Origin of the sequence: Curtobacterium sp. NPDC090223 (genome assembly GCF_044746585.1) — a bacterium.
In the GTDB taxonomy this organism is placed as follows: domain Bacteria; phylum Actinomycetota; class Actinomycetes; order Actinomycetales; family Microbacteriaceae; genus Curtobacterium.
This window is the reverse complement of sequence record NZ_JBIVCN010000004.1, coordinates 53,384-80,040: the sequence shown is the minus strand read 5'-3', so window position 1 is coordinate 80,040 and position 26,657 is coordinate 53,384. Positions and strand designations below refer to the sequence as shown.

Annotated in this window: 25 protein-coding genes; 17 read left to right on the top strand and 8 right to left on the bottom strand. The window is 71.7% G+C overall.

Annotation, left to right across the window (positions count from 1 at the left end; all coding sequences use genetic code 11):
• Positions 1-3 precede the first annotated feature (3 nt).
• From rpsK to ACIPJY_RS10350, 4 genes are all read left to right on the top strand, one after another.
• Entirely contained in the window at positions 4-402 is a 399-nt protein-coding gene (gene rpsK, locus ACIPJY_RS10365) for a 30S ribosomal protein S11 (RefSeq protein WP_017885507.1), read from the top strand.
• Positions 403-609: 207 nt separating this feature from the next.
• The gene (locus ACIPJY_RS10360) at positions 610-1,605 is read left to right on the top strand and encodes a DNA-directed RNA polymerase subunit alpha (RefSeq protein WP_056121453.1); all 996 of its coding nucleotides are present in this window, start codon (positions 610-612) and stop codon (positions 1,603-1,605) included.
• Positions 1,606-1,670: 65 nt separating this feature from the next.
• The gene (rplQ, locus tag ACIPJY_RS10355; RefSeq protein WP_400464976.1) at positions 1,671-2,237 is read left to right on the top strand and encodes a 50S ribosomal protein L17; all 567 of its coding nucleotides are present in this window, start codon (positions 1,671-1,673) and stop codon (positions 2,235-2,237) included.
• Between the two features lie 147 nt (positions 2,238-2,384).
• Complete coding sequence (locus ACIPJY_RS10350; protein ID WP_400464979.1) at positions 2,385-3,503, top strand: aromatic acid exporter family protein; 1,119 nt, start codon at positions 2,385-2,387, stop codon at positions 3,501-3,503.
• On the opposite strand, the gene ACIPJY_RS10345 is transcribed toward ACIPJY_RS10350, so the two are convergent.
• The gene (locus ACIPJY_RS10345) at positions 3,484-4,638 is read right to left on the bottom strand and encodes a hypothetical protein (protein WP_400464982.1); all 1,155 of its coding nucleotides are present in this window, start codon (positions 4,636-4,638) and stop codon (positions 3,484-3,486) included. The genes ACIPJY_RS10350 and ACIPJY_RS10345 overlap by 20 nt on opposite strands.
• Before the next feature lie 521 nt (positions 4,639-5,159).
• Between ACIPJY_RS10345 and ACIPJY_RS10340 the strand changes: the two genes are divergently transcribed.
• Complete coding sequence (locus ACIPJY_RS10340; RefSeq protein ID WP_400464985.1) at positions 5,160-7,937, top strand: ATP-binding protein; 2,778 nt, start codon at positions 5,160-5,162, stop codon at positions 7,935-7,937.
• A gap of 6 nt (positions 7,938-7,943) precedes the next feature.
• On the opposite strand, the gene ACIPJY_RS10335 is transcribed toward ACIPJY_RS10340, so the two are convergent.
• Complete coding sequence (locus ACIPJY_RS10335; RefSeq protein WP_400464988.1) at positions 7,944-8,774, bottom strand: ABC transporter permease; 831 nt, start codon at positions 8,772-8,774, stop codon at positions 7,944-7,946.
• On the bottom strand, positions 8,771-9,760 hold the full coding sequence (locus tag ACIPJY_RS10330; protein ID WP_400464991.1) for an ATP-binding cassette domain-containing protein: 990 nt from the start codon (positions 9,758-9,760) through the stop codon (positions 8,771-8,773). The genes ACIPJY_RS10335 and ACIPJY_RS10330 overlap by 4 nt, the downstream gene beginning before the upstream one ends.
• A gap of 91 nt (positions 9,761-9,851) precedes the next feature.
• Here ACIPJY_RS10330 and truA point away from each other — a divergent pair, with 91 nt between their 5' ends.
• From truA to glmM, 7 genes are all read left to right on the top strand, one after another.
• Positions 9,852-10,754, top strand: coding sequence for a tRNA pseudouridine(38-40) synthase TruA (truA, locus tag ACIPJY_RS10325; protein WP_400464994.1), 903 nt, complete (start codon positions 9,852-9,854; stop codon positions 10,752-10,754).
• Positions 10,751-11,497, top strand: a complete 747-nt coding sequence (locus tag ACIPJY_RS10320; protein ID WP_400464997.1) for an MBL fold metallo-hydrolase — start codon at positions 10,751-10,753, stop codon at positions 11,495-11,497. Before truA ends, ACIPJY_RS10320 begins: the two co-directional genes overlap by 4 nt.
• Positions 11,498-11,634: 137 nt before the next feature.
• Positions 11,635-11,823, top strand: coding sequence for a hypothetical protein (locus ACIPJY_RS10315; protein ID WP_400465000.1), 189 nt, complete (start codon positions 11,635-11,637; stop codon positions 11,821-11,823).
• Between the two features lie 94 nt (positions 11,824-11,917).
• Positions 11,918-14,956 carry an ExeM/NucH family extracellular endonuclease gene (locus ACIPJY_RS10310; RefSeq protein WP_400465003.1) on the top strand — a complete coding sequence of 1,013 codons (3,039 nt, stop codon included), beginning with the start codon at positions 11,918-11,920 and terminating at the stop codon, positions 14,954-14,956.
• A 354-nt stretch (positions 14,957-15,310) separates the two neighbouring features.
• On the top strand, positions 15,311-15,757 hold the full coding sequence (gene rplM, locus ACIPJY_RS10305) for a 50S ribosomal protein L13 (RefSeq protein ID WP_071292521.1): 447 nt from the start codon (positions 15,311-15,313) through the stop codon (positions 15,755-15,757).
• A gap of 38 nt (positions 15,758-15,795) precedes the next feature.
• The gene (rpsI, locus tag ACIPJY_RS10300) at positions 15,796-16,281 is read left to right on the top strand and encodes a 30S ribosomal protein S9 (RefSeq protein ID WP_400465006.1); all 486 of its coding nucleotides are present in this window, start codon (positions 15,796-15,798) and stop codon (positions 16,279-16,281) included.
• Positions 16,282-16,303: 22 nt separating this feature from the next.
• A complete protein-coding gene (gene glmM, locus ACIPJY_RS10295; protein ID WP_400465009.1) occupies positions 16,304-17,677 on the top strand; it encodes a phosphoglucosamine mutase in 1,374 nt (457 codons plus the stop codon).
• Between the two features lie 185 nt (positions 17,678-17,862).
• Here the strand turns inward: glmM and coaA are convergent, their stop codons facing one another.
• Positions 17,863-18,807 carry a type I pantothenate kinase gene (coaA, locus tag ACIPJY_RS10290; protein ID WP_400465012.1) on the bottom strand — a complete coding sequence of 315 codons (945 nt, stop codon included), beginning with the start codon at positions 18,805-18,807 and terminating at the stop codon, positions 17,863-17,865.
• Positions 18,808-18,937: 130 nt separating this feature from the next.
• Positions 18,938-19,429: a glutathione peroxidase gene (locus ACIPJY_RS10285; protein ID WP_400465015.1), complete on the bottom strand. Its 492-nt coding sequence runs from the start codon at positions 19,427-19,429 to the stop codon at positions 18,938-18,940.
• A 66-nt stretch (positions 19,430-19,495) separates the two neighbouring features.
• Here ACIPJY_RS10285 and glmS point away from each other — a divergent pair, with 66 nt between their 5' ends.
• The 5 genes from glmS to tsaE all read left to right on the top strand — a co-directional run bounded on the left by glmS (position 19,496) and on the right by tsaE (position 24,546).
• Positions 19,496-21,343 carry a glutamine--fructose-6-phosphate transaminase (isomerizing) gene (gene glmS, locus ACIPJY_RS10280; RefSeq protein WP_400465017.1) on the top strand — a complete coding sequence of 616 codons (1,848 nt, stop codon included), beginning with the start codon at positions 19,496-19,498 and terminating at the stop codon, positions 21,341-21,343.
• 6 nt (positions 21,344-21,349) lie between these two features.
• Positions 21,350-21,724, top strand: coding sequence for a holo-ACP synthase (locus ACIPJY_RS10275; RefSeq protein WP_400465019.1), 375 nt, complete (start codon positions 21,350-21,352; stop codon positions 21,722-21,724).
• A 61-nt stretch (positions 21,725-21,785) separates the two neighbouring features.
• Positions 21,786-22,889, top strand: a complete 1,104-nt coding sequence (gene alr, locus ACIPJY_RS10270; RefSeq protein ID WP_400465022.1) for an alanine racemase — start codon at positions 21,786-21,788, stop codon at positions 22,887-22,889.
• Positions 22,886-24,049 carry an alanine racemase gene (alr, locus tag ACIPJY_RS10265; RefSeq protein WP_400465025.1) on the top strand — a complete coding sequence of 388 codons (1,164 nt, stop codon included), beginning with the start codon at positions 22,886-22,888 and terminating at the stop codon, positions 24,047-24,049. Before alr (ACIPJY_RS10270) ends, alr (ACIPJY_RS10265) begins: the two co-directional genes overlap by 4 nt.
• Positions 24,050-24,087: 38 nt before the next feature.
• Positions 24,088-24,546 (top strand): tRNA (adenosine(37)-N6)-threonylcarbamoyltransferase complex ATPase subunit type 1 TsaE, encoded by a 459-nt coding sequence (gene tsaE, locus ACIPJY_RS10260; RefSeq protein WP_400465179.1) that lies wholly within the window; start codon positions 24,088-24,090, stop codon positions 24,544-24,546.
• Between the two features lie 24 nt (positions 24,547-24,570).
• Here tsaE and arr read toward each other — a convergent pair whose 3' ends face one another.
• The 3 genes from arr to ACIPJY_RS10245 all read right to left on the bottom strand — a co-directional run bounded on the left by arr (position 24,571) and on the right by ACIPJY_RS10245 (position 26,641).
• On the bottom strand, positions 24,571-24,987 hold the full coding sequence (arr, locus tag ACIPJY_RS10255; protein ID WP_400465028.1) for an NAD(+)--rifampin ADP-ribosyltransferase: 417 nt from the start codon (positions 24,985-24,987) through the stop codon (positions 24,571-24,573).
• Between the two features lie 4 nt (positions 24,988-24,991).
• Positions 24,992-25,741, bottom strand: a complete 750-nt coding sequence (locus tag ACIPJY_RS10250; RefSeq protein WP_400465030.1) for a glycoside hydrolase family 16 protein — start codon at positions 25,739-25,741, stop codon at positions 24,992-24,994.
• A gap of 147 nt (positions 25,742-25,888) precedes the next feature.
• Positions 25,889-26,641 carry a glycoside hydrolase family 16 protein gene (locus ACIPJY_RS10245; protein WP_400465033.1) on the bottom strand — a complete coding sequence of 251 codons (753 nt, stop codon included), beginning with the start codon at positions 26,639-26,641 and terminating at the stop codon, positions 25,889-25,891.
• Between the last annotated feature and the right edge of the window lie 16 nt (positions 26,642-26,657).

The window sequence follows — 26,657 nt, the reverse complement described above, 5'->3', positions numbered from 1 at the left end:
ATCATGGCTACCCCCAAGACTGCCGCGCGCAAGCCGCGCCGCAAGGAGAAGAAGAACGTCGCCGTGGGCCAGGCCCACATCAAGAGCACGTTCAACAACACGATCGTCAGCATCACCGACCCGTCGGGTGCCGTCCTCAGCTGGGCGTCCTCCGGTGCCGTCGGCTTCAAGGGCTCGCGCAAGTCGACCCCGTTCGCGGCGCAGCTCGCCGCCGAGTCCGCTGCGCGTCAGGCGCAGGAGCACGGCGTCAAGAAGGTCGACGTGTTCGTGAAGGGCCCGGGTTCGGGTCGTGAGACCGCGATCCGTTCCCTCCAGGCCGCCGGCCTCGAGGTCGGTTCGATCAACGACGTCACGCCGCAGGCGCACAACGGGTGCCGCCCGCCCAAGCGCCGTCGCGTCTGACGCGAGGAGCAACCGGCCGTTCCCCGCTCGTTCCCTGACGGGGCGATCCGCTTCCTGATCGGAGCGAGCAGGGGCGGCCATTCCTGGTCGTTCGATCGCGCACCACGGTGCGCGTGATCACAACTCAACAGACCCGTCGGGGCCCGGTCGGCCCCGTCGTACCGCCAAGTGTCATATAGCGGACACTTCGCCGAAAGGAATCCCACAGTGCTCATTGCACAGCGCCCCACCCTGACCGAGGAGTCGATCTCCGAGCACCGCTCGCGCTTCGTCATCGAGCCGCTCGAGCCTGGCTTCGGCTACACCCTCGGCAACTCGCTGCGCCGCACGCTCCTCTCCTCGATCCCCGGCGCGGCTGTCACCAGCATCCGCATCGACGGCGTCCTCCACGAGTTCAGCACCGTGCCCGGTGTCAAGGAAGACGTCACGGAGATCATCCTCAACATCAAGAGCCTGGTCGTCTCCAGCGAGCACGACGAGCCCATCACGGCGTACCTGCGCAAGCAGGGTGCCGGTCAGGTCACCGCCGCGGACATCTCCGCGCCGGCCGGCGTCGAGATCCACAACCCGGACCTCGTCATCGCGACCCTGAACGACACCGCGCGCTTCGAGCTCGAGCTCACCATCGAGCGTGGCCGCGGCTACGTCTCGGCGACGCAGAACCGCTCGGAGTTCAGCGAGGCCGGTCAGATCCCGATCGACTCGATCTACTCCCCGGTCCTCAAGGTCACCTACCGCGTCGAGGCGACGCGTGCCGGTGAGCGCACGGACTTCGACCGCCTGGTCGTCGACGTCGAGTCGAAGCCGGCCATCACGCCGCGCGACGCCATCGCGTCGGCTGGTCGGACGCTCGTCGAGCTGTTCGGGCTCGCCCGTGAGCTCAACACGGCGGCCGAGGGCATCGAGATCGGCCCCGCGCCGGTCGACGCCGTGCTCTCGAACGAGCTGCAGACCCCGATCGAGGACCTCGATCTCTCGGTCCGCAGCTACAACTGCCTCAAGCGGGAGGGCATCAACACGGTGTCCGAGCTCGTCGCCCTGTCGGAGACGCAGCTCATGAACATCCGCAACTTCGGTCAGAAGTCGGTGGACGAGGTCAAGGACAAGCTCACCGAGCTCGGCCTGTCCCTCAAGGACACCGTCCCCGGATTCGACGGCGCCCACTTCTACAGCGGGTACGACGAGGACGAGTCCAGCAACTGACCTCGCGCTGATGCGCACGCGCGTCGTCACGGCGCGCACCACTCTTTCACCACTGGAGAACTGACATGCCGAAGCCCACCAAGGGCCCCCGCCTCGGTGGCGGCCCCGCCCACGAGCGCCTGCTCCTGAGCAACCTCGCCAACGCCCTCTTCACGCACGGTCGCATCACGACCACCGAGACGAAGGCCAAGCGCCTCCGCCCGGTGGCCGAGCGTCTCATCACGTTCGCGAAGCGCGGCGACCTGCACGCTCGTCGTCGGGTCATCGCGGCCCTCCGCGACAAGACCGTCGTGCACACGCTGTTCACGGAGATCGCGCCGCAGGTGGCCGACCGCCAGGGCGGCTACACCCGCATCACGAAGCTCGGCTTCCGCAAGGGTGACAACGCGCCGCTCGCCTCGATCGAGCTCGTCCTCGAGCCCGTTTCCGGCACCCCGGCCCCCGTCACGCGCAACTCGGCTCCGGCCGCTGCCGCGCCGGCGTCGGAGCCCGCCGCGGAGGAGACCACCGAGGAGGCCCCGGTCGAGGAGACCGAGACCACCGAGGAGTCGGCTCCGGTCGAGTCGGAGACCGAGACCGAGGCTGCCGCCGAGGTCGAGGAAGACGCCGCCGAGAAGTCGGACGACAAGTAGCTCGCACGCACCACCACGAACGGCCCCCGCAGCGCATGCAGCGGGGGCCGTTCGGCGTTCCGCGGCCCCGACGGGAGCGATGCACAGCGGGCGCACCGTAGGGTGACGCGTCGGCCCATCGGGTGAGGGCCGGCACCAGGAGGAACCATGGGATTCGAACACGTCGCGGGGGTGGGGACCAGGGTCTGGCGATGGAGCCGGACCTCGGGGACACAACCACGCCTGCTGCACGCCGGGAAGGCCGCGTTCGCCGCCTGCCTGGCGTGGTTCATCGCGCGCCACGTGCCGGGCGTCGCGTCCGACTACCCGTACTACGCACCGCTCGGGGCCGTCGTGGCGATGCAGACGACGGTGTTCGCCGGCCTCCGGAGCGGGATCCAGACGCTCGTGGGCATCGGCCTCGGCATCGTCATCGCCGGCTTCACGATGTGGATCGGCGACCCGGGGTTCATCGCCATCGCGCTCGCCGTCGGGATCGGGGTGCTCGTCGGCGGGTTCCGGGTCCTCGGGGAGGGCAGCTCGTGGGTGTCCACCGCGGCCCTGTTCGTGCTGCTCGTCGGCGGAGCGCACGCCGAGGGCTACTCGCTCGGGTACCTCGTGCAGATGGCTGTCGGCGTCGTGGTCGGGCTGCTCGTGAACTTCCTGGTGTTCCCGCCGCTGCACTTCTGGGACGCCGAGCACCGGATCGACGCGGTGAACGACGTCCTCGCCGACCACCTCGAAGGGCTCGCGGCGGTGCTCCGTGAGGGCAAGCGCGACGAGCCGGCGTGGGACCGGCAGCAGGACCGCCTGGACCGTGCCATCGCGGACGTCCGGTCGCGGGTCTCGATCGCGCACGAGAGCCGGAAGATCAACCCCCGTGGGGCACTCCGCGGATCACGCGCGCGGCTGCAGCAGGACGGTGCCCGGTTCCGCGCGCTGGAGCGGGTCGCCTGGTACACGACCGACCTCACCGAGCTCGTGGCGCGGTCCGGCCCGATCTCGGAGGGCGTCGGTCGTCCCGATCCCGCCTTCGCCGAACCCTTGGCGAAGGCGATGACCCAGCTCGCGTGCATGATCCGCGGCGAGTGCCCGGAGACCGCCGGCGAGGAGGCGATCGAGGAGGTCGAACGAGCGCTCGACGCCAGCCGGGAGAACCCCTCGCACGTGGCGGTCACCGCCGCGGCACTCGTCTCGCTCCGGGGCATCGTGGAGTCGGAGCGACGGGCAACCGAGAACCTCGACACCTCGACGGGGCCGTCGGCGTTCAGTCGTCAACGGCGCTGAACGAGGCCTCCGCCCAGCGCTCGACCGCCGAGCTCGTGTTCGGCGCGACCCTGGTGGTCAGGAAGTACTGCAGCCAGGTGCCGTCGTGGACGATGTCGACGGAGCACGCGGTCTCGTCGCAGGTGCGCCAGGCGCCGTCCCGGTCGCCGAGGCCCGGCAGGTCGATCCGGTGCGCGCGGTCGATCAGCCCGGCCGCGAGTCGCTGCTCGACGACCCACGCCGCGTCCGGGGTCGCGCTGTACAGGGCGTCGGACACGTTGTACCGCTCGCCCTCGACGAAGCTGCAGGTCGCGGACCCGATGCGCTGGTTCACGAACTCGTCGATCGCCGGCGGGGTGTCCGTCGCGTAGACGGCGTCGCGGAGGGTGACCGAGGTGACGGCGTTCACGCGGTCCGGGCTGCACGGCGTGAAGGCCCAGTCGGCCGAGTCGGCGCCCGATGCGGCACCGGCGGGCGAGCCCGCGACGGCCGCGCGCACCTGGTCGAGCAGGTCGCGGTAGACCGGGAGCATGGCCTGGGGTGTCGCGTCCGCGGTGGTCTGGAGCCGGGTGACCTGGACCGACACCCACGCGGAGCCGGCGAGGACCCCGCCGTGACAGAAGACGCGGGCGGAGTCGCTGGCCGCGCAGTCGACGGCGGTGGTGCTCTCGGCGGGCGACGTCGCGACGCTGGTGGCGGTGTCGAACGCGCTCGCGGCGTGCGGGAGCACCGACACGCGCACGCCCTCGTACTTCGGGTCGTCGCGTGTCCCCGGCTCGACGTCGTCCACGGGGGAGACCCCGTTCGTGGACCAGCAGTCCGCGCCGCCGGCGACCCCGAGTGCGGACCACGACCCGACGACGTGGGACGCGGTCGTGAGCAGGTCGGTCGTGGTCGTGCCCGGGACGAGCGCGTCCACCAGGTCCGCTGGCAGGAGTGCCGCGCACGAGGGCACGCCGGAGCCGGCAGGAGCCTTCCCGAAGTCGACGGTGGCGGTCTCTGCCGCGGTCGCCGACGGGGTGGACGTGGCCGTCGGCCCGGACGTGGCAGCGGGGTCGGCGCGGACGCCGCCGTCGGTGGTGGCGCAGCCGGCGAGCAGGACGGTCGCCGCGGTCAGGAGCGTGACGCTCACGACCCCCCTCGTGATCTTGTGCATGTGCTCAGGATAAAGAGGATGGATCCCCTTCGATCCGCGGCATCATCACGATCGCGCAACACTCGACCGTAGACTCGCACCGTGCCAGGACACCTCCGCATCGCCGTCCTCGGACCCGTGCTCGTGGCGGACCCGACGGGTTCGCCGACCCCCGTCCCCGGAGCCCTGGCGCGGGCGTTCGTGACGGCCCTCGTCCTGGCACGAGGGCACGCGATGACCGCCGACGCCATCATCGACGAGCTCTGGGGCGAGGCGCAGTCGAAGGGCTCCCGCGCGGCGCTGCAGACCCTGGTCTCGCGCCTCCGACGGAGCACCGAGGACGGCCTCGTCGTGTCGACCAGCACCGGCTACGCGCTCGCCGTCGGGCCGGACGACGTCGACCTGACGCGTGCGGAGCGCACCGCCGGGGCTACACCCGGTGTGGCCGACGACGAGGTCCGGGCGGTGCTCGAGCTCTGGCGCGGCGCCCCGGTGCGGACGTCGACGGCGACCTCGGCGCCGCGCTCGGTGAGCGTGCAGCGGTGGCACGACGCGGTCTCCGCCGCGCGCTCGGCTCCGCACTCCTTGCTTCCGGCGACGCGGACGCCGCGGTCGAGCTGTGGCGCGAGCAGGCCGACGCGGACCCCTTCGACGAGGTGGCGGTCGCCGGGTCGATGCGCGCCCTGGCCGCGGCCGGCCGGACCTCCGAGGCGCTCGCCGCGTTCGCGGCGCACCGGGAACGCCTGGCCGACGGGCTCGGCGCCGACCCCTCCGCGGACCTCGTCCGCCTCAACGCGGAGCTGCTGCGGCGATCCGCGTCCGCCTCGGGAGCGGTCCGCCGGATCGGCCTGCGGGCATCGCCGAACGCGCTGGTCGGACGGGAGGCCGACCTCGCCTCGGTCACGGACCTGCTGTCCCGGGAACGGCTGGTCACGATCCTCGGTGCCGGCGGACTCGGCAAGACCCGGCTCGCGCAGGCGGTCGCCGCGTCCGTCCCGGCGGACCGCGGGGTCGTCGTGCTCGAGCTCGCTCCGCTCGCTGCGGGCGACGACATCGTCCCGGCCCTCGGCGCCTTGCTCGGCATCGCCGAGGTCCGCTCCGCCCGGGCGCTCCGCGACGCGGTCGTCGCGGACCTGCGCGGGCGCGTGGTCCGCGCACTCGGCGACGAACCGACCGTCCTCGTGCTGGACAACTGCGAGCACCTCGTGACGGACGTCGCCGCGTTCACCGCGGAGCTGCTCGCGGTGCTGCCGGCGCTCCGGGTCCTGACGACCTCGCGCGCACCACTCGCCATCGCCGGCGAGGTCGTGGCACCGCTGGCACCGCTGCCGGTCGAGGCCGAGGGTGCAGCCGTGCGCCTGTTCACGGAGCGGGCGCGTGCCGCACGGCCCGGCGCCGTGCTCCCCGTGGACACCGTCCGGCGGATCTGCACCAGGCTGGACGGCACACCGCTCGCGATCGAGCTCGCCGCCGCCCGGATCCGCGGCATGAGCGCCGAGGAGATCGAACGCCGGCTCGACGACCGGTTCGCCCTGCTCCGCGGCGGGGACCGGAGTGCCCCCGAGCGGCACCGCACGCTCCTGGCCGTGATCGAGTGGAGCTGGCGGCTCCTCGACGACGGCGCGCAGGACCTGCTGACCCGGCTGGCGCTGTTCCCGGACGGCCTCGCGGTGGACGCGGTGGAGGCCGTCGCCGCTGACGGCCGTCGGGACGACGCGCTCGACGACCTCGCCGAACTCGTCGAGCAGTCCCTGGTGCAGCTCGTCGAGCGCGAGGGCGACCCCGTGCGGTACCGCCTGCTCGAGACCGTGCGGGAGTTCGGCGCCGCCCGCCTGGACGAGCGTGGCCGGACGGACGAGGTCCGCGCCGCCATGGTCCGGTGGGGCCGGGACTTCTCCGCGGCCCGGAACGTGTTCGCGGCCACCGGCGAGCCGCAGCGACGGTCATTCCGCGAGATCGGTCGTGAGGCCGACAACCTGGTCACCCTGCTTCGGTGGAGCCTGCAGGCCCAGGACCGGTCCGCGGTCGCGCAGGTCTTCTCGGCACTCGGCGGCTACTGGACGCTGCGTGGCGCACACGGCGAGGTCGTCGCCATCGCGGCGGACGTCGTCGCGGTCCTCCGGCAGGCGCCGCCGGAGGACGAAGACCGTGCCGCCACCGTCCTCGGACTCGTGCTCACCGGGGGATCGGCGGCGTTCTCCGACCGGCGGACCGCGGTCCGCGCGATCTCGACGCTCCGGCACGTGACGCGTGCGGGCTGGAGCGGCTTCCCGGTGCTCGACGCCCAGGCCGCCCTGCTCCTCACCGTCGGCCGGCCGGCGGAGGGCACGGCCCTGCTCGCCGCCTACCGCGAGGACCCGGATGACGGCGTCGCCTGCCTCGCGCACATGCTCAGCGCACCGCTCGCCGAGAACGACGGCGAGTTCGCCCTGGCCCTGCGGTACGCCGAACGCGGGGAGACGCTCGCGATCGGTGTCGACGACGCGTGGGCGATGGGGTCCGGCGCGGTGACGATGACACAGCTCCTCGCGCAGACCGGCCGGTACACCGACGCGCTCGCCGCGGCCGCCACGGCGCGGGAACGGCTCGAGGTGTTCGGGGCCGAGGACGACCTGTACGAGATCGGCTGGACCGTCGGGCTCTGCTCCGCGGCGACCGGCGACGTCGCGCTCGCCCGCTCGATCGCCGCCGACCTCGGGAACCAGCCGGTCGCGAACCGTGGTGGGTTCGACGGCGACGCCGCGCAGATCGGCGTCCTCGCCATCGCGATCGACGCCGAGTGCAGCCGGAGCCTCGGCGACCTCGTCACCGCGGCCGCCCGCTACGGGGACGCCTGGGACTTCGTGCTGCCGCGCCGGAAGCAGACGCCGCACTGGACGATGATGGCGGGCGCCGCGCGGCTCGCAGCGCTGGACGAGGCGGCGGCGGGCCGGCCCGACGGACGCGAGCCGGGCCTCCCGGCCGAGGCCACCACGATCGCCATCGCGCGCCGCCTGCGGGTCGGGGCGCTCGTGATGCTGCGCCTGCACCCCTGGTGGCTGGACCTGCCCGTCATCGGGACCGCCCTGCTCGGTCTGGCGCTCGCCGCGGCCCGCCTCGGCGACCACGTCGGAGCGGCACGCTGCTGGGGGCTGGCGAGCCGGTTCGGGTCACGGCAGGACTTCGCGGTGCTCGCACATGCCCGGATCCGACCGCTCCTGGTCGACGTGCTCGGCGAACCGGACGTCGTGGGCGCGGAGACGGCCTCGGCCGGATGGGACCGGGCCGAGGCCGTCTCGGAGGCACGCCTGCTGCTCGAGGAGCTGCGCGTCGGACGCTGAGCGGGATCAGGCCTTCCGCATGTACGCGCGGACCGTGAGCGGTGCGAACACCGCGACGACGACGGCCGCGCCGACCAGGGAGATCCACAGGTCACCGCCCACCTGGCCGTGGTTCACGAGCTCGCGGACCGCGGTGATCAGGTGCGAGATCGGGTTGACCTCGGAGAACCAGCGCAGCCAGTCCGGCAGGGTGTCGGCCGGGACGAACGCGTTCGACAGGAACGTCAGCGGGAACAGCACCATGTTCGAGATGCCGGAGACGCTCGACGCCGTGCGGGCGATCACGCCGAAGTAGGCGAAGATCCAGCTGATCGCCCACGCGACGACGATGACGAGCAGACCGGCGAGGACCACCGCACCGAAGCCGCCGTCGGGACGGAGCCCCATCGCGAAGCCCGTGATGAAGGTGATCGTCGTCGCGATGGCGTACCGGACCGTGTCGGCGAGGAGCGCACCCGCGAGCGGAGCGATCCGGGCGATCGGCAGGGACTTGAAGCGGTCGAACACGCCCTTGTCCATGTCCTCGCGGAGCTGGACGCCGGTGACGATCGACGACGTGATGTTCGTCTGGACGAGGATGCCCGGGATGATGATCGGCAGGTAGGACGCCACGTTCCCGGAGATCGCGCCACCGAAGATGTACGTGAACATCACGGTGAAGATGATCGGCATCAGGGTGACGTCGAACAGCTGCTCCGGGGTGCGCCGGACCTTGATCAGGCCGCGGTAGGCCATCGTCAGGGACTGCCGGATCGTGGCACCGAGGCCGGTGTTGCCGACGCCGGGGCGCGGGGTGATGCGGGGTGCAGCGGTCGGGGTGGGGGCGATCGTGGTCATGCGTTGCTCCGTTCGAGCTCGCGGTCGGCGTCGTCGGCCGCGTCGGTCGGCGTGCCGGTGATGGTGAGGAAGACCTCGTCGAGCGTGGGCTTCTGCACGCTCATCTCGGCGAGGGAGATGCCCGCGTCGCGGAACGACACGAGGAGGTCGGTGACGCGGTTCGGGTCCGCCATCGGGGCCGTCAGGCGGGTGCCCTCCGGGCTCGCGACCGCGTCGACGCCGAGCGTCTGCCGGACGAGCGTGCGTGCGGCGTCGAGCCGGAGGCCGTCCTGCAGCCGCAGCTGCAACGACGCCGTGCCGATCGACGCCTTCAGCTCGTCGCCGGTGCCCTCCGCGACGACCCGGCCGTGGTCGATGACGGCGATCCGGTCGGCCAGCTGGTCGGCCTCGTCGAGGTACTGCGTCGTGAGGAGCACCGTCGAGCCGGTCGCGACGAGCTCCCGGATGGTGTCCCACATCTGCGCGCGGGTCCGCGGGTCGAGGCCCGTCGTCGGCTCGTCGAGGAAGATCAGCGGCGGCTGCGCGATGAGGCTCGCCGCCAGGTCCAGGCGCCGGCGCATGCCGCCGGAGAAGTTCTTGAGCGGGCGGGTCGCCGCCTCGGTCAGGCCGAAGCGCTCCAGGAGCTCCGTGGACTTCCGCTTCGACTCGGCCCGGGAGAGCCCGAGCAGCCGGGAGAAGACCACCAGGTTCTCGGTCGCGCTGAGCGTCTCGTCGACGCTGGCGTACTGGCCCGTCACGCCGATGAGCCGGCGGACCTCCTGCGCCTCGCGGCGGACGTCGTGGCCGAAGACGCGGGCCTCGCCGGCGTCCGGCTTCATGAGCGTCGCGAGCATGCTGATCGTGGTGGTCTTGCCGGCGCCGTTCGGGCCGAGCACGCCGTACACGGTGCCGGCCTCGACGCGGAGGTCGACACCGTCCACAGCGCGGTTCTGCCCGAAGGTCTTCACGAGGCCGGTGGCCTCCACCGCGAGTGGTGTCGTGGTCATCGTCGTGTCCTTTCGTCGATGTCTGATGGCGATCGTGCCGCCGAGCGCTCACGCGGCGCTGACGTGGCGCTGACATCGGTACCGTTGGGGCGTGAGCGAAGGAACCGTGCGGATCCGGCTGGACGTCGCGTACGACGGGGCCGCGTTCTCCGGGTGGGCCAGGCAGCCCGGGTTGCGGACCGTCCAGGGTGCGCTCGAGTCCGCGCTCGCCACGGTCTTCACCCGCTGGGGCGCACCGCCGCTGCTCACCGTGGCCGGGCGGACCGACGCCGGGGTGCACGCCACCGGGCAGGTCGCGCACCTGGACCTGGACGACGCGCAGTGGGGCGCACTGGCGCGGCCGCGTCGGGCGTCGGCGGACGGGTCGCGGCGAGACCCGCTGGACGGACTCGTGAAGCGGCTGAACGGGCTCGCCGGGCCGGAGGGAGACGTCGTCGTCACCCGGGCGTCGGTGGCACCGGACGGCTTCGACGCCCGGTTCTCCCCGCTCTGGCGGCGCTACCAGTACCGGGTCGCCGACCGCGACGCACCCCGCGACCCACGTCGTCGTGGGCACACGCTCTGGTACCCGGGGCGTCTCGACCCGGCAGCGATGGAACGCGGTGCGCTGACGCTGCTCGGGCTGCACGACTTCGCGGCGTTCTGCAAGCCGCGCGAGGGGGCGACCACCATCCGGACGCTCCAGGAGTTCCGCTGGGACCGTGAGCCGGACGGCGTGCTGGTGGCGAGCCTCCAGGCCGATGCGTTCTGCCACTCCATGGTGCGCGCGATGGTGGGGGCGACCATCGCGGTCGGCGAGGGGCGCTTCGGCGCCGACCGTCTCGAGGAGCTGCGCCGGGCGGGGGAGCGGACCAGCGCGTTCAAGGTCGCGCCGGCGACGGGACTCACCCTGACCGAGGTCGGGTACCCGGCGGACGACGAGCTCGCCGCGCGGGCGGTGCAGACGCGCGCCCGACGCTCCTCGGACGGCGGCTCCGCTACCGTCGGGGGATGACTTCCCGCGAACCCCGGTCCGTCGTCTCCGTCGCTCCCGGGGTGGTCTTCGTCGAGGGGCCCGTCTCGAACTGGGTCGTCCTCGCCGAGGAGGACGGCGTCGCGCTCATCGACGCCGGCTACCCGGCCGACAGCGACCTGGTGCTCGACACCGTCCGGTACGCCGGGCACGACCTCGGGGACCTCCGTCGGGTGTACGTGACGCACGGACACGTCGACCACATCGGGGGCATCCCCGGGATCCTCGCGCAGTACCCGCACGTCGAGGTGCTGGCGCACGCCGCCGAGGTGGGGAACGTCCGCGGGCCGGACCGCGAGCAGGTCACCCCGGCCGAGATCGGAGGCCGGCTGGCCGCCCCGCGCGTGCTGCGCTGGCTCGCGCGGGCGATCCGCTCCGACGCGCTCCGGCCGACCACCGTCCCCACGGTCCGGGCGTTCACCGCGCGGGACTTCGAGGGGCGGGCGATCACGCCGTTCCCGGCCGCGGGGCACACCGCCGGATCCACCGCGTACCTGCTGCCGGCGGCCGACGCGATCGTCACCGGGGACGCGGTCGTGTCCCACCACGACACGCAGCCCGGGTCGTGGACGCCGCGTCCGCGGATGATCACACCGTTCTTCACGGCGGACCCAGCGGTGGCGCTCGAGTCCGCCCGTGCGCTGCCGATCCCCGAGATCGTGTTGCCCGGGCACGGGCCAGCGGTGCACCGGGTGGGGCGGGAGTGGCTGCCCGTCGGGTCGTGATGATGGACAGGACACCGCCTGACTCCGACTCGTGGTGTCTGAAACTTCATGTCTGGCATGATGGCAACGTGACGAACACACCCCCTCGGACCCGAGACCCACGATCTCGTCGGTTCGCCGTCGCGACTCTCGTCGTCGTGGCGACCCTTGCGCTGTTCTTGGTCGGCGTCGCCGACCAAACGGGGCCGATCCGCGTGGTCGGGGCCGTGATCGCTGCGGTCACCGGGACGCTCTCGCTCGTGTTCGCGAAGAAGCGTGGAAATCTCGTGGGCTGGTACGCGATCACTGCGGGTGTGATGGTGCTGCGGTTGATGTCGGGGTCGTGACGGTGCCGACTGCAATGGTTTACCTGACCGCAACCTGAGCGACTCTGCAGGTCTGTACGGTCTGAGGGTTTCCGCTCTCGAACCGAAGGTCAGCATGCCCCAGCACGTCGGACGCACTCTGCTGTGCGCCACGGTCGCCGCGACGTTCCTCGCAGCACCACTCGTCTCCGTCACCGCCGCAAGCGCGAACACCACCGGCACCGGCCTCGTCATCCAGGAGGCCTACGTCAAGGGCGGCAGCGCCGGCGCCTTCTCCGCGCAGAAGTTCGTCGAGATCGGCAACCCCACCGACGCCCCGGTCGACCTCGGCTCCTGGTCCCTGCAGTACCGCCCGCCGGCGACCGGCTCGAACGTCTCGGCAGCGCCGCTGACCGGGACCGTCCCGGCGCACGGCACGTACCTGGTGCAGCTCGGCAGCAACGGCACGAACGCGCGCTACGACCTGCCGACACCCGACGCGACGCTCGGCCTGAACCCGGGCGGTGGCGGGGGTGTCCTGGTGCTCGCCGACCAGACGGCCGCGGTCGCGCTCCCAGCCGGGTCGGTCACGGACACCACCGCGGGCGTCGTCGACCTGCTCGGCTGGGGGACCGCGACCACGTTCGAGTCGAACGTCGCCGTCGCGGGCACCGCGAACTCGGTGCCGGACGCCTTCGTCCGGGCGGGCTCGACCGACACGGACGACAACCAGGCGGACTTCACCAAGACGCAGGACCTCACCCCGACGAACGCCGCTGGCGAGACCGCGACGCCGATCGAGACCACCCCGACGGAGCCGACCGAGCCCGCGGGCCCCGCCGAACCCGTCACCATCGCGCAGCTGCAGGGCACGACGGACACCTCGCCGTACGCCGGGAAGAACGTCGTCACGAGCGGCGTCGTCACCGCGGTGTACGCCACGGGCGGGTTCAACGGCTACACGGTGCAGACGCCCGGTACCGGCGGGGCGATCGACCTCGCTGCGCACACCGCGTCCGACGCGGTCTTCGTGTACTCCCCGGCGACCGTGGCCTCCGTGCACGAGGGCGACCACCTCGAGCTCACCGGCGCCGTCTCCGAGTACAAGGGCCTCACCGAGCTCACCGTCACGAGCGCGGCCGACGTGACGAAGCGCACCGACACCGTGCCGGCGCCGCAGCCCGCCGTCGTCGCGTTCCCGTCGACCGACGTCCAGCGCGAGTCCCTCGAGAGCATGCTCGTGGCACCGCAGGGCGACTACACCGTCGCGGACAACTACACGACGAACCAGTACGGCGAGGTCGTCCTGGCCTCGGGGACGAAGCGGCTCCTGCAGCCGACCGAGGTCGCCCGCCCCGGCAGCGCCGCGGCGAAGGCCGTCGAGGCCGACAACGCCGCCCGCACGGTGACGCTCGACGACGGCGCGAGCACGAACTTCCTGCCGTACCCGGGCTCGGACCAGTCGGCGCGGAGCATCCCGCTGCCGTGGCTGACGAACGACGCCCCCGTCACGGTCGGCGCCGCCACCACCTTCACGAAGCCGGTCGTCCTGGACTACCGGAACGGCGGGTGGAGCTTCCAGCCCACGGCCCCGATCACCGGCGCCACGGCGAAGGCCGACCTGCCGGCCACGTTCTCGAACGTGCGCACCGCGAAGCCCGCGGACGTCGGCGGCGACCTGAAGCTCGCCGGGTTCAACGTGCTGAACTACTTCCCGACCACCGGCGACCAGCTCACCGGCTGCACCTACTACACCGACCGTGCGGGCGACCCCGTCACGGTGGAGTCCGGCTGCGACGCCCGCGGTGCCGCGGAGGAGGAGGACTTCCAGCGCCAGCAGACGAAGATCGTGAAGGCGATCAACGGCCTCGGCGCCGACGTCGTCTCCCTCGAGGAGATCGAGAACTCGGCCCGGTTCGGCCAGGACCGTGACGCCGCGGTCGCCACCCTGGTGGGTGCCCTGAACGCCGCGACGGGCGCCGACACCTGGGCGTACGTGAAGTCCCCCGCCGTCGTCCCGGCGAGCGAGGACGTCATCCGCCTCGCGCTCATCTACAAGAAGGACCGCGTCGCGCCGACCGGCGAGTCGACGATCCTGCTCGACGACGCGTTCACGAACGCCCGGCAGCCGGTCGCGGACGCCTTCCGCCCGGTCGGCGGCAGCGCGGACGACGAGTTCCTGGTGATCGCGAACCACTTCAAGTCGAAGGGCTCCGGCACCGGCGAGAACGCCGACCAGGGCGACGGTCAGGGTGCGTCGAACGCGGACCGCGTGCGGCAGGCCACGGCGCTCGCCGCCTTCTCGACGAGGATGCAGACGCAGTACGGCACCGACAAGGTGTTCATGCTCGGCGACTTCAACGCGTACAGCCAGGAGGACCCGATGGTCGTCCTGCACGACGCCGGCTACACGGACCTCGGCCCCGCCCTGGACGCGTCCGAGTGGTCGTACGTCTTCAGCGGTCTGAGCGGTTCGCTCGACCACGTGCTCGCCTCCCCGGCCGCACTGGCGACCGTGACGGGCGTGGACATCTGGAACATCAACTCGACCGAGTCGGTGGCGCTGGAGTACAGCCGCTACAACTACAACGCGTCGATCCTCTACACGGACGACGTCTACCGCGCGAGCGACCACGACCCGATCCTGGTCGGCTTCGACGTCGCCGACGCGCCGACGGACCCGGGGACCGACCCGACCGAGCCGGGTACCGACCCGACCGAGCCGGGTACCGACCCGACCGAGCCGGGCACCGACCCGACCGACCCGTCGGAGCCCGGTGCGTCGCCGGCGACCCTGTCCGTCTCGGGTGACCTCCGCGTCGGTGGCACGTTCACGCTGACCGGCTCGGGCTTCGCCGCCGACGAGCGGACCCGCGTCGAGCTGCACTCCGACCCGGTGCTCCTCGGCACGATCGCCGCGGACGCCGACGGCGACCTGTCCGGCCGGCTGACGATCCCGGCGTCGGTGTCCGCCGGGACGCACACGATCGTCGTGACCGGTCCGACCACCGGAACCGTGACCCTGCGGGTCACGATCGACCCGGCGACGGGTGCGGCCTCGGTCGGCGCGCTCGCGTTCACGGGTGCGGACCTCGGTGGCGGCATCGCCGCCGCCCTGCTGCTGCTCGCAGCCGGAGCCGGTGTGCTCGTCGTGCGCCGTCGTCGCGCCGCATAGGCAGACGACGGACGGAAGGCTCGGTGCCAGCTGGCACCGGGCCTCCCGTCTGTTCCTTCCCATCGCGACCGCGCTGGGAAGTGCGATCGCGCGTGGAGGGTGGGAAGTTCCCACTTCCCACGCGCGAAACGACTTTCCGGCGCGGGTCCCTGCGGGTGCGGGCGGCGCGCGGGCCACGCCCGCGTTTGACCGGGGAGAGTCCGGTCCGGTAGGCTCTCACCTTGGTCTGCGCGCCCCGTGCGCCGGACAGTCAGATGAGCCCTCCAACCCGGAGTTCCACCGGCCTCGCCGTGCGGAACCCGAACCGGAGTGGGATTCACGGACTCCTCACCTCGACACGAAAGCAGCACTCCTGTGACTCGCACGTTCTCACCGAAGCCGGCAGACGTCCAGCACGACTGGATCGTCATCGACGCCACCGACGTCGTCCTCGGCCGTCTCGCCTCGCACGTCGCCGCGCTCCTCCGCGGTAAGCACAAGGCCACCTTCGCCCAGCACATGGACATGGGTGACTACGTCATCATCGTGAACGCGGACAAGGTCGCCCTGACCGGCTCCAAGCTCGCGAAGAAGGTCTACTACCGCCACTCGGGCTACCCGGGCGGCCTCACGGCGACCTCCTACCCGGAGATGCTCGAGAAGCACCCCACCCGCGCCGTCGAGAAGGCGATCCGCGGCATGCTCCCGAAGAACACGCTGGGCCGCGAGCAGCTCAAGAAGCTCAAGGTGTACGCGGGTGCCGAGCACCCCCACGCCGCGCAGCAGCCCAAGACGTACACCTTCGACCAGGTCTCGCAGTAACAGCGGCCACGACGACTTCCAAGGACTAGAGAAAACTCATGGCTCAGATCGCTGACTCCCTCGACCAGACCCCGGAGAGCTTCACCACGGAGAGCGCACCCGCCGCTACCGAGGCCGCTCCCCGTCAGATCCTCAACGTCTCCGGCGGTGCCGTCGGGCGCCGCAAGGAGGCCATCGCGCGCGTGCGCCTCGTCCCGGGCTCCGGCTCGTTCGTGGTGAACGGCCGTTCGCTCGAGGACTACTTCCCGAACAAGCTGCACCAGCAGCTCATCAACGACCCGTTCAAGGTGCTCGAGCTCCTCGGCTCCTACGACGTGACCGCCCGCATCACGGGTGGTGGCCCCTCCGGCCAGGCCGGCGCACTCCGCCTCGCCATCGCGCGCACGCTGAACGAGATCGACCGCGAGAACAACCGCGCGATCCTGAAGAAGGCCGGCTTCCTCACCCGTGACGCCCGCGTCATCGAGCGCAAGAAGGCCGGTCTCAAGAAGGCCCGCAAGGCTTCGCAGTTCTCGAAGCGCTGATCGCCCGACGGCGGAGGATGCAATGCCGCGTCTGTTCGGTACCGACGGCGTTCGTGGCCTCGCCAACGGCGAGTTGACGGCCGCGCTCGCACTGGGTCTTGCCCAGGCGAGCGCGGCCGTGCTCACGCACGGACACCATGCGGACGCCCGTCGGGCGTCCGGCCGACCGCGCCCCCGCGCGGTCCTGGCGCGCGACCCGCGCGTCTCCGGTGAGTTCCTGGGTGCCGCGGTCGCGGCCGGGCTCGCCTCCGCCGGCGTCGACGTGCTCGACGCCGGGGTCATCCCGACCCCCGCTGCCGCGTTCCTGGTGGCGGACGTCGACGCCGACTTCGGCGTGATGATCTCCGCCTCGCACAACCCGGCCCCGGACAACGGGATCAAGTTCTTCGCCACCGGCGGCAAGAAGCTCCCCGACGAGGTCGAGGACCGCATCGAGGCCGCCATGCACGACCAGTCGGCTCCCACCCCGACGGGCATCGGCGTCGGTCGGATCACCCGGTTCGCCGATGCCGAGGACCGCTACGTGGTGCACCTGCTCGGCACGCTGCCGCACCGGCTCGACGGCATCCACGTCGTGCTCGACTGCGCGAACGGTGCCGCTGCCGGCGTCTCGCCCGAGGTGTTCGTGAACGCCGGGGCCCGGGTGACCCTGATCGGTGCGGACCCGGATGGCTGGAACATCAACGACGGTGTCGGGTCCACCCACATCGACAACCTGGCGCGCGCCGTGCTCGAGGCCGGCGCGGACGTCGGGATCGCCCACGACGGTGACGCCGACCGGTGCCTGGCGGTCGACGCCGCGGGCAACGCGATCGACGGCGACCAGATCATGGCGATCCTCGCGCTGTCGCTCCAGGAGCGCGGGCACCTCGCGGCCGACACCCTCGTCGCGACGGTGATGTCGAACCTCGGGCTCAAGCGCGCGATGGCCGAAGCGGGCATCAGCGTGATCGAGGCCGGCGTCGGCGACCGCTACGTGCTCGAGAAGATGAACGAGGGCGGCTACTCGCTCGGCGGCGAGCAGTCCGGCCACATCATCTTCCAGGAGTACGCGACCACGGGCGACGGCATCCTGACGGGGCTGCACCTCGTCGCCGAGATGGCACGCACGGGCAAGAGCCTGGGCGAGCTGGCCTCGTGCATGACGGTGTTCCCGCAGGTTCTGCTGAACGTCCGGGGTGTCGACCGGCACGGGCTGGCCGACCAGGGCGTGCAGGACGCCGTCGCTGCCGCATCGGCCGCGCTCGGTGACACCGGCCGCGTGCTGCTGCGTCCGTCGGGCACCGAGCCCGTCGTGCGCGTGATGGTCGAGGCCGCCTCGCAGGAGGACGCCCAGCGCATCGCGGAGGAGCTCGCGGCGGTCGTCGAGGAGCGCCTGGCGCTCGACGCGGCGTAGCGCGCGGCGGCCGCCCGCGGCGGCGCCCGCGGCGCTGCGGCCCGCGGCGCTGCCGCCCGCCTGCCCGCGGTGCCGGCTGTTTCTGCGCAACCGAAACCCGTTCGAACCACGGCCGTCCGTGGTTCGAACGGGTTTTCGTTGCGCGCCGCCGGTCCACACCGCGGAGCGTGCGCGCGCGCTCCGCGTCAGATCTTGCGGAGCAACACCGAGCTCACCTTGTGGTCGGCGGCCTTCTTGAGCACGAGGGTCGCCCGGGAGCGCGTCGGCAGCACGTTCTCGACGAGGTTCGGCTCGTTGATCGCCCGCCACACCTGGGTCGCCGTCGCCACCGCGTCCTCGCGCGACAACGACGCGAACCGGTGGAAGAACGAGTCGGGGCTGGAGAACGCCTCTTCCTGCAGGGCCAGGAAGCGGTCGACGTACCAGGACTCGATGTCCCGGGTCTTCGCGTCGACGTAGATCGTGAAGTCGAACAGGTCGGAGAGCGCCAGGCGTCCGTGCATCGGCGGGGCGAGCACGTTGAGCCCCTCGACGATGAGGATGTCCGGCTGGCGCACGACGATCTCGGCGTCCGGCACGATGTCGTAGACCAGGTGCGAGTAGTACGGCGCACGGACCTCGGTCGCGCCGCTCTTCACCTGGCTGACGAAACGCAGCAGGGATCGGCGGTCGTAGGACTCCGGGAAGCCCTTGCGGTCCATGATCCCGCGACGCTCGAGCTCGGCGTTCGGGTACAGGAACCCGTCGGTCGTGACGAGTTCCACGCGGGGGGTGTCCGGCCACCGCTTCGTGAGCTCGCGGAGCAGGCGCGCGACGGTGCTCTTGCCCACGGCGACCGAGCCCGCGACGCCGATCACGAACGGCGTCCGCCCGGCACGGTCCCCGAGGAAGCGACTGGTCTCGGCGTGCAGGTTCCGCGCGCCCGCCGCGTACAGGGTCAGCAGCCGGGAGAGCGGCAGGTAGACCTCCTGCACCTCCTGCATGTCGAGGCGGTCACCCAGCCCACGGAGCTGGACGATCTCCGTCTCGGTGAGGGACAGGTGCTCCTTGGGTGCGAGCTGCGACCACTCCGCGCGCGGGATCTCCACGAAGGGGGTGGGGTGCGCGACGGCGGTCTCCGGGATCGGCATGGGATCGAGCGTAGCCAGCCGGGAGGCCGTGGGCGCGTGACGCGCGCTGCGGACGTCAGCCGGGCCTCCCGTCCGCAGCCGTGGTCGCGCCGGGCGCGACGGCCCGGGCGGGCATGGCCGCCTCGACGGCTCAGGCGGGCAGGGCCGCCTCGATGGCGGCGATGACCTCGGGGGCGTCCGGCTTCGTCGTCGGACGGAAGCGCGAGACGGTGCCGTCCGGCGCCACGAGGAACTTCTCGAAGTTCCAGATCACCCGGCCCGCCTTGCCGGCCGCGTCCGGGGTCTGCTTCAGCTCCTTGTAGAGCGGGTGCGCGCCACCACCGTTCACCTTGACCTTTTCGGACATCGGGAAGGTCACGCCCCACGTGGTGGAGCAGTACTCGTCGATCGCCTCGGACGAGCCGAGCTCCTGCAGGAACTGGTTGCTCGGGAACCCGAGGACCGTGAAGCCCCGCGGGCCGTAGGTTTTCTGCAGCTCCTCGAGCTGCTCGTACTGCGGCGCGAGGCCGCAGCGCGACGCCACGTTCACCACGAGCACCGCCTTGTCCGCGAAGGCGCCGAAGGTGGTGTGTTCACCGTGCAGCGTCGTGATGTCGATCTCGTCGAAACGTCCCATGATCATCACGGTATCCCGCACGATCCGCGACCTCGCAGGGAGCGGTCGCGGGCGCATCGTAGGATCGGACCCATGTGTGGAATCGTCGGCTACGTCGGCAGCAACAACAGCACGGACGTGCTCCTCGGTGGTCTCCGTCGGCTCGAGTACCGCGGGTACGACTCGGCCGGGATCGCGGTCATCGACCCGTCCGGCGACCTGACCTCAGCGAAGAAGGCCGGCAAGCTCCAGGCCCTCGTCGACGAGCTCGAGACGCACCCGATCGCGGACGGCGGCACCGGCATCGGTCACACCCGGTGGGCGACCCACGGCGGCCCGACCGACGAGAACGCGCACCCGCACCTCGCCGACGGTGGCAAGCTCGCGCTCATCCACAACGGCATCATCGAGAACTTCTCCGAGCTGCGCGCGGAACTCGTCGCGGAGGGCGTCGAGTTCCTCAGCGAGACCGACTCCGAGGTCGCGGCGCACCTCGTCGCCCGGGCGTTCCGCGCCACCGGTGACCTGACGAGCGCGATGCAGCAGACCGTGCAGCGGCTCGAGGGCGCCTTCACGCTCCTCGTCGTGCACGCCGACCAGCCGGGTGTCGTGGTCGGTGCCCGCCGGAACTCGCCGCTCGTGGTGGGGCTCGGCGACGGCGAGAACTTCATGGGCTCGGACGTCGCCGCGTTCGTCGCGTACACGCAGCGCGCGCTGTCGATCGGGCAGGACGAGATCGTCACGATCCGCCCGGACGGCGTCGACGTCATCCACTTCGACGGCACCCCCGCCGAGGCCACCGAGTTCGAGGTGAACTGGGACGCGTCGGCCGCGGACAAGGGCGGCTGGTCCTCGTTCATGGCGAAGGAGATCAGCGAGGAGCCCGAGGCCGTCGCGAAGACGATCCTCGGTCGCGTGCACGACGGCGCAGTCACCCTGCACGACCTCGACCCGATCGCGGAGCGCCTGCAGCAGGTCGACCGCGTCATCGTCATCGCCTGCGGGACCGCCGCGTACGCCGGCATCCTCGGCAAGTACGCCATCGAGCAGTGGGCCCGCGTCCCGGTCGAGGTCGAGCTCGCCCACGAGTTCCGGTACCGCGACCCGGTGCTGAACGACCGCACGCTCGTGGTCTCGATCAGCCAGTCCGGCGAGACCATGGACACGCTCATGGCGGTCAAGTACGCCCGCGAGCAGGGCGCGCAGGTCCTGTCGATCTGCAACACCCAGGGCGCGACGATCCCGCGCGAGTCCGACGCCGTGATCTACACGCACGCCGGCCCCGAGGTCGCGGTCGCGTCGACCAAGGCCTTCCTGGCGCAGGGCGTCGCGCTGTACCTGCTCGGGCTGCACCTCGCCACGCTCCGCGGCACGATGACGGCCGAGCAGATCGCCGAGCAGGTCGCCGAGCTCGAGGGGCTGTCGGCGAAGCTGCAGCAGACCATCGAGGACGCCTCCGGTGTCGCCGAGCTGGCGAAGTGGATGGCCGACACCCGCAGCGTGCTGTTCCTCGGTCGCCACGTCGGGTACCCGATCGCGCTCGAGGGTGCGCTCAAGCTCAAGGAGCTCGCCTACATCCACGCGGAGGGCTTCGCCGCCGGTGAGCTGAAGCACGGTCCGATCGCCCTGATCGAGCCGGGGCAGATCGTCTTCGTCATCGTCCCGTCGCCGCGTGATGCCCGCTCGCTGCACCCGAAGGTGGTGTCGAACATCCAGGAGATCCGCGCCCGCGGCGCCCGGGTGATCGCGATCGCCGAAGAGGGCGACGCCGCGGTCCTGCCGTTCGCCGACGAGGTCCTGCGGATCCCGCTCGCGACGCCGCTGTTCGAGCCGCTGCTCGCCGTCGCGCCGCTGCACATGTTCGGCATGGAGCTCGCCGCGGCCAAGGGCCTCGACGTGGACCAGCCGCGCAACCTCGCGAAGTCGGTCACCGTCGAGTAGTCGGTCGTGATCATCGGGATCGGGGTCGACGTCGTCGACCTGGAGCGGTTCGAGCGGGTCCTGACGCGGACGCCCGCGATGCGGACGCGTCTGTTCACGACGTCGGAGCTCGTCCGTGACGGCGAGCCGCGGCCGATCGCGTCCCTCGCGGCGCGGTTCGCCGCGAAAGAGGCCCTGATCAAGGCGTTCGGGTCGAGTGCCGGGCTCAGCTGGCAGGAGCTCGAGGTCGTCTCCGACGACCAGCGGAACCCGTCGCTGACGCTCCACGAGGGTGCCCGGCGGGTGGCCGACGCGCGTGGCGTCACGGCGGTGCACCTGTCGCTCTCCCATGATGGGGGGATCGCCACGGCCTTCGTGGTGCTGGAAGGAACAGTTCGTTGAGTGCGTTCACCGTCGACCAGGGGTGGACTGCGCAGCCCCTGATCGCTGACAGGAGGTCGCGTTGAGTGCGTTCACCGGGATCACGGTCGACCGGGAGGCCCTGATCGCCAACTACGCGACGGTCGCCGAACAGGTGGCCCCGTCCGGCGTCATCGCGGTCGTCAAGGCGAACGCGTACGGCCACGGCGCAGCCGATGCCGCCCAGGCGTTCGTGGACGCCGGCGCGGAGTGGCTCGGCGTCGCCGACATCGACGAGGGCATCGCGCTCCGGCAGGCCGGCATCGACGAGGGCGTCCGCATCCTCGCGTGGTTGCACGCCCCCGACGAGGACTTCCGCCGCGCCGCCCAGTACGGCATCACCCCGGCGGTGTCGAGCGTGTCCCAGCTGGCCGCCGCCTCCGACTCCGAGGTGCCCGCGGTGCACATCTGCGTCGACACCGGACTCAGCCGGAACGGCGCCGTCGAGTCCGAGTGGCCCGAGCTCTTCGAGACCGCCGGCCGCCTCGCGCGGAACGGTGGCAGGACCCGGGTCGAGGGGCTGATGTCGCACCTCGCGAACGCCTCCCGCACGGACGACCTCGACCAGGACGCCGCACTGCAGCGGGCGCTCGACGGGCTGTCGGCGCGCGGGATCGTGCCGGACGTGGTGCACCTCGCCGCCAGCGCCGCGAGCATCGCCGTGCCGGAGACCCGCCGCGACCTGGCCCGGGTCGGCATCGCGCTGTACGGGCTCAGCCCGTTCGCGGGCCGCACGTCCGCCGACCTCGGCCTGCGCCCGGCGATGCGCGTGACGGCCGCGGTGCTCCGCACGGTCGTCGTGCCGGCGGGTGACGGCGTCAGTTACGGCTACACGTGGCGCGCGGAGTCGGACACCCGGCTCGCGGTGATCGGGCTCGGCTACGCGGACGGCTTCGACCGCGCGTTCGGCAACCACGTCTCGGTCCGCATCGGCGACCGGCGCTTCCCGGTCGTCGGCCGGGTCGCGATGAACGCCATGCACGTCGACATCGGCGACGCCGAGGTGGCGGTCGGTGACGAGGTGGTCCTCTGGGGCGACCCGGCGAACGGCGACCCCGCGGTCGAGGACTGGGCGTCGGCCGTCGGCACGATCAACTACGAGGTGGTGGCCCGGCTCGGCCGGAGCATCGAACGGAGGACGACGTGAGCGCGCCCCTGCGCCAGGCCGAGATCGACCTGGACGCCTACCGCGCCAACGTCGAGCGGGTCCGGGAGTGGATGGACCCGGTCGAGGTGATGGCCGTGATGAAGGCGGACGCGTACGGGCACGGCCTCGAGCCGATCGCCCTCGCGGCCGTCGACGCCGGCATCCGGTGGATCGGGGTCCTGACGGTCCCGGCCGCCCTCCGCCTCCGGTCGATCGGCGTCGGCGAGGACGTCCACCTCTTCACGTGGCAGCACGACCCGGCCCTCGACTTCCGCGACGCGATCGACTCCGCCGTGGACCTCGGCGTCTCCAACGTCGCCGAGCTGCAGCGGGTCGTGGACGCGGTGGACCAGCGTCCGGCACGGGTGCACCTCGGCATCGACACCGGCCTGCACCGCGACGGTTCCGCCGTCGACGACTGGCCCGCCCTGGTCGAGGCCGCGCGGGACGCCCAGCGCGCCGGGCGGATCGAGGTCGTCGCCGCGTACACGCACCTGGCGGAGTCCTCGGACGACGACGACCGTGCCGCCGTGTCGCTGTTCGAGGACGCGATCGAGCGTGCGGAGGACCTCGGGCTCGACATCCCGATCGAGCACGTGGCGGCGTCGCTCGCGGGTCTCGAGCGCAAGGAGTTCCGCAAGGACATGGTCCGGATGGGGGCGAACTTGTTCGGCATCCCCGGTGCGGACGGCGTCTCGGCCGCGGACCTCGGCCTGGAACCCGTGATGACCCTGACGGCCTCCGTCGCGAAGACCAAGCGTGTCCCCGTCGACACCGGGGTCTCCTACGACTACACGTACCGCACCGACCGCGAGAGCACCCTGGCGCTCGTGCCGGTCGGCTACGCGGACGGCGTCCCGCGTGCCGCACAGGGCCGGCTCGCGGTGACGATCGGCGGCAAGCGGTACCCGATCGCCGGCCGGGTCGCGATGGACCAGTTCCTGGTCGACGTCGGCGACGACGACGTCCGGGTCGGCGACACCGTGGTGCTGTTCGGCACGGGGGAGCGCGACGAGATGACCGTGCTGGAGTGGGGCGACGCCCTCGGCACCATCGGCGAGGAGATCGTCTGCCGCATCGGTTCGAGGGTCCCGCGCGTCTACGAAGGCCACTCCGTCGAGGGCCGGGTGGGCGAGTACCTGCGGGGCGACCACCCGTGACCGTCCTGCTCGACACCACCGTCGGGAGCACCGACGATATGGGCGCGCTCGGCGCCCGGCTCGCCGCGGTGCTCCGAGCCGGTGACCTGGTCGTCCTGACCGGGCCGCTCGGCGCCGGCAAGACGACCCTGACCCGGGGGCTCGGGGCCGCGCTCGGGGCCAGGGGTCAGGTGTCGAGCCCGACGTTCGTGCTCGCCAGGACCCACCCCACGACGTCCGGCCCGGACCTCGTGCACGTGGACGCCTACCGGCTGTCCGACCCGGTGGAGCTCGACGACCTCGACCTCGACTGGGACGCGTCGATCGTCGTCGTCGAGTGGGGGCGCGGTTTCGTCGACGGCATCACCGACAGCGTGCTCGACGTCGAGATCGTCCGCGCGACCGGTGCCGAGACGGCCGCCGACGTCGGTGACCTCGATCCGGACGACGTCCCCGACGAACCCCGCCGCGTCATCGTCACGGCCACCGGCCCACGCTGGACCGGCGTCGCACTCTGACGGGCGCCGTCGGCCGGTGTCACGTCAGTTGATGATGGCGCCGCGTTCCTCGGTCCGGAGCACCGCGAGCCGGTCCCGCCACGTCTGCAGGGCCTCCGGCGTCAGCCGCGTCCAGTCCGTCACCTCACCGACGATGCGGATCGGCGCCGTGCTGCGGTAGGACCGGGTCGGGTTGCCCGGGAACTTCCGGTCGGTCACGTTGGGGTCGTCCTCGAACGGCCCGGTCGGCTCGACCTGGTAGACGCGGGGCTCGCCGGGGCCCGCGGCGAGTTCCGCCGCGAGCCCGGCACCGGCACTGACCGCCGTGAAGTAGACGTGGTTCATGACGACCTCCGGCCGGTAGTTCGACCGGAACCCGGCCGTCAGCAGGTCGCCGACCCGCAGGTCGGCCTTCGTCCCGTGGAAGAACGGGCCGTCGTCCAGCGTCTGCTCCCCGGACACCAGATCAGCCCACGTACTCGGCCATGCTGACCCAGTTGATGTAGAGGTGCCCGGAGGCGCCCCAGTTGCCGACCTGGAACATGTAGCGGTGCGGCGTGGTCGGGACGTCCGAGGTCACCCGCTGGACGACCCGGTCGTCGACGAGGTAGGTCACGGACTGCCCCGGGATCCACTCGACCGAGTAGGTGTGCCAGTCGCGCCAGGAGACGCCGGTGCTGGCGCTGTACGACAGCCCCTCGAGTCCCGGGATCATGAGGTGCTGGTACGCCATCGGCGTCGACTCGAAGTTGCTCTCCGGGAAGTCGATCTCGCCGTCGGCCCAGCGGTTCGAGGTCGGGTACAGGATGAACGCGGCACCGTTGCGGTCACCGCCCGTGGCCATCGCCCGCACGGTGAACTTGCCGCCCTGGTGGCCCCAGGCACCGGCCGGTGTCCCGAAGGTCCCGGCGGCACCGTGGCGGCCGTCGAGCGCGACGTCCATGAACCCGTCGTGCGCGCTGATCTGCGAGCCGGAGAACCACATCCCGCCGGTCCCGTCCGGGTACGGCTGCCAGGAGTCCGCGTACTGCCGGGCGAACTGTCCACCCGCCGCGGCGTCGGTCGCGAAGTCCTCGCCGTACGTCTGTTCGAACCGGGCTCCGGTCACGGAGGTGGTCGCGGCGACCGCGGTCGATGCCCCGCCGAACGGGACGGCGACGAGTGTTGCGCCGAGGACGGCGGCGACGAGGGCCGCACGCTTGGTACGTGTCTGCATGGATGTCATTTCCCTGACGTGACTGCGGCAGACGTCCCCACGAGCGCCGCACGGTCGGATCTCGACCCGGCGTGCACTCTAAGCAGATTCGATGACGTATCACAAGGATTCGCCAGCTCGGAAGTCCCCCGACCAGGGGACACGCGGTCAGGGCTTGTAGTCGTACGTCGTGACCCAGTCGATGTACAGGTGGCCGGCCGCGCCCCAGTTCCCGACCTGGAACATGTACCGGTGCGCGGTCTTCGGCACGTCCTTCGTGACGGTGTTGACCACCTTGCGGTCGACGATGTACTTCACGGACTTCCCGGGGATCCACTCGACGGAGTAGACGTGCCAGTCTGTCCACTTGACGCGCGTCGAGGTGCTGACGGCGTTGACCTCCTTGCCCCTCACCATCGAGTGGTGGTGGAGCATCGGGCTGTCCTCGAAGTTGCTCTCGGGGTAGTCGATCTCGCCCTCGGACCACACGTTCGAGGTCGGCCACAGCATGAACGCCGCGCCGTTCGCCTTGCCGCCGATCGCCCGGGCGCGGACGGAGAACTTCCCGCCGACGTGCCCCCATGCGCCGGTGGGCGTGCCGAAGGTGCCGGCGGCGCCGTGCTTGCCGTCGAGCGTGACGTCCATCACCCCGCCGTGCGCGCTGATCTGCGAGCCGGACCAGTACATGCCGTTGCCCATCCCGTCCGGGTACGGCTGCCACGACTTCGCGTACGTCTTGGCGAACTTGCCCTTGGCGGCCGCGGTGGTGGTGAAGTCCTCGCGGAAGGTCTGCTTGAACTTCCCGATGTTGCCGACCGGCACGGCGGCCTGCGCGGCCCCGCCGTCCCCGATCGGCGCGGCGACGAGGGCTGCGGTGAGGATCACGGCGGCGACGGCCGCCCTGGTGAAGCGCTTCTGCATGAGCTGTCACTCCCTG

Coding starts and splice junctions, on each gene's coding strand:
- rpsK (WP_017885507.1), top strand. CDS start 4: ATGGCTACCCCCAAGACTGCCGCGCGCAAGCCGCGCCGCAAGGAGAAG.
- rplQ (WP_400464976.1), top strand. CDS start 1,671: ATGCCGAAGCCCACCAAGGGCCCCCGCCTCGGTGGCGGCCCCGCCCAC.
- ACIPJY_RS10350 (WP_400464979.1), top strand. CDS start 2,385: ATGGGATTCGAACACGTCGCGGGGGTGGGGACCAGGGTCTGGCGATGG.
- ACIPJY_RS10345 (WP_400464982.1), bottom strand. CDS start 4,638: ATGCACAAGATCACGAGGGGGGTCGTGAGCGTCACGCTCCTGACCGCG.
- ACIPJY_RS10335 (WP_400464988.1), bottom strand. CDS start 8,774: ATGACCACGATCGCCCCCACCCCGACCGCTGCACCCCGCATCACCCCG.
- ACIPJY_RS10330 (WP_400464991.1), bottom strand. CDS start 9,760: ATGACCACGACACCACTCGCGGTGGAGGCCACCGGCCTCGTGAAGACC.
- ACIPJY_RS10320 (WP_400464997.1), top strand. CDS start 10,751: ATGACTTCCCGCGAACCCCGGTCCGTCGTCTCCGTCGCTCCCGGGGTG.
- ACIPJY_RS10310 (WP_400465003.1), top strand. CDS start 11,918: ATGCCCCAGCACGTCGGACGCACTCTGCTGTGCGCCACGGTCGCCGCG.
- rpsI (WP_400465006.1), top strand. CDS start 15,796: ATGGCTCAGATCGCTGACTCCCTCGACCAGACCCCGGAGAGCTTCACC.
- glmM (WP_400465009.1), top strand. CDS start 16,304: ATGCCGCGTCTGTTCGGTACCGACGGCGTTCGTGGCCTCGCCAACGGC.
- coaA (WP_400465012.1), bottom strand. CDS start 18,807: ATGCCGATCCCGGAGACCGCCGTCGCGCACCCCACCCCCTTCGTGGAG.
- ACIPJY_RS10285 (WP_400465015.1), bottom strand. CDS start 19,429: ATGATCATGGGACGTTTCGACGAGATCGACATCACGACGCTGCACGGT.
- glmS (WP_400465017.1), top strand. CDS start 19,496: ATGTGTGGAATCGTCGGCTACGTCGGCAGCAACAACAGCACGGACGTG.
- tsaE (WP_400465179.1), top strand. CDS start 24,088: ATGGGCGCGCTCGGCGCCCGGCTCGCCGCGGTGCTCCGAGCCGGTGAC.
- ACIPJY_RS10250 (WP_400465030.1), bottom strand. CDS start 25,741: ATGCAGACACGTACCAAGCGTGCGGCCCTCGTCGCCGCCGTCCTCGGC.
- ACIPJY_RS10245 (WP_400465033.1), bottom strand. CDS start 26,641: ATGCAGAAGCGCTTCACCAGGGCGGCCGTCGCCGCCGTGATCCTCACC.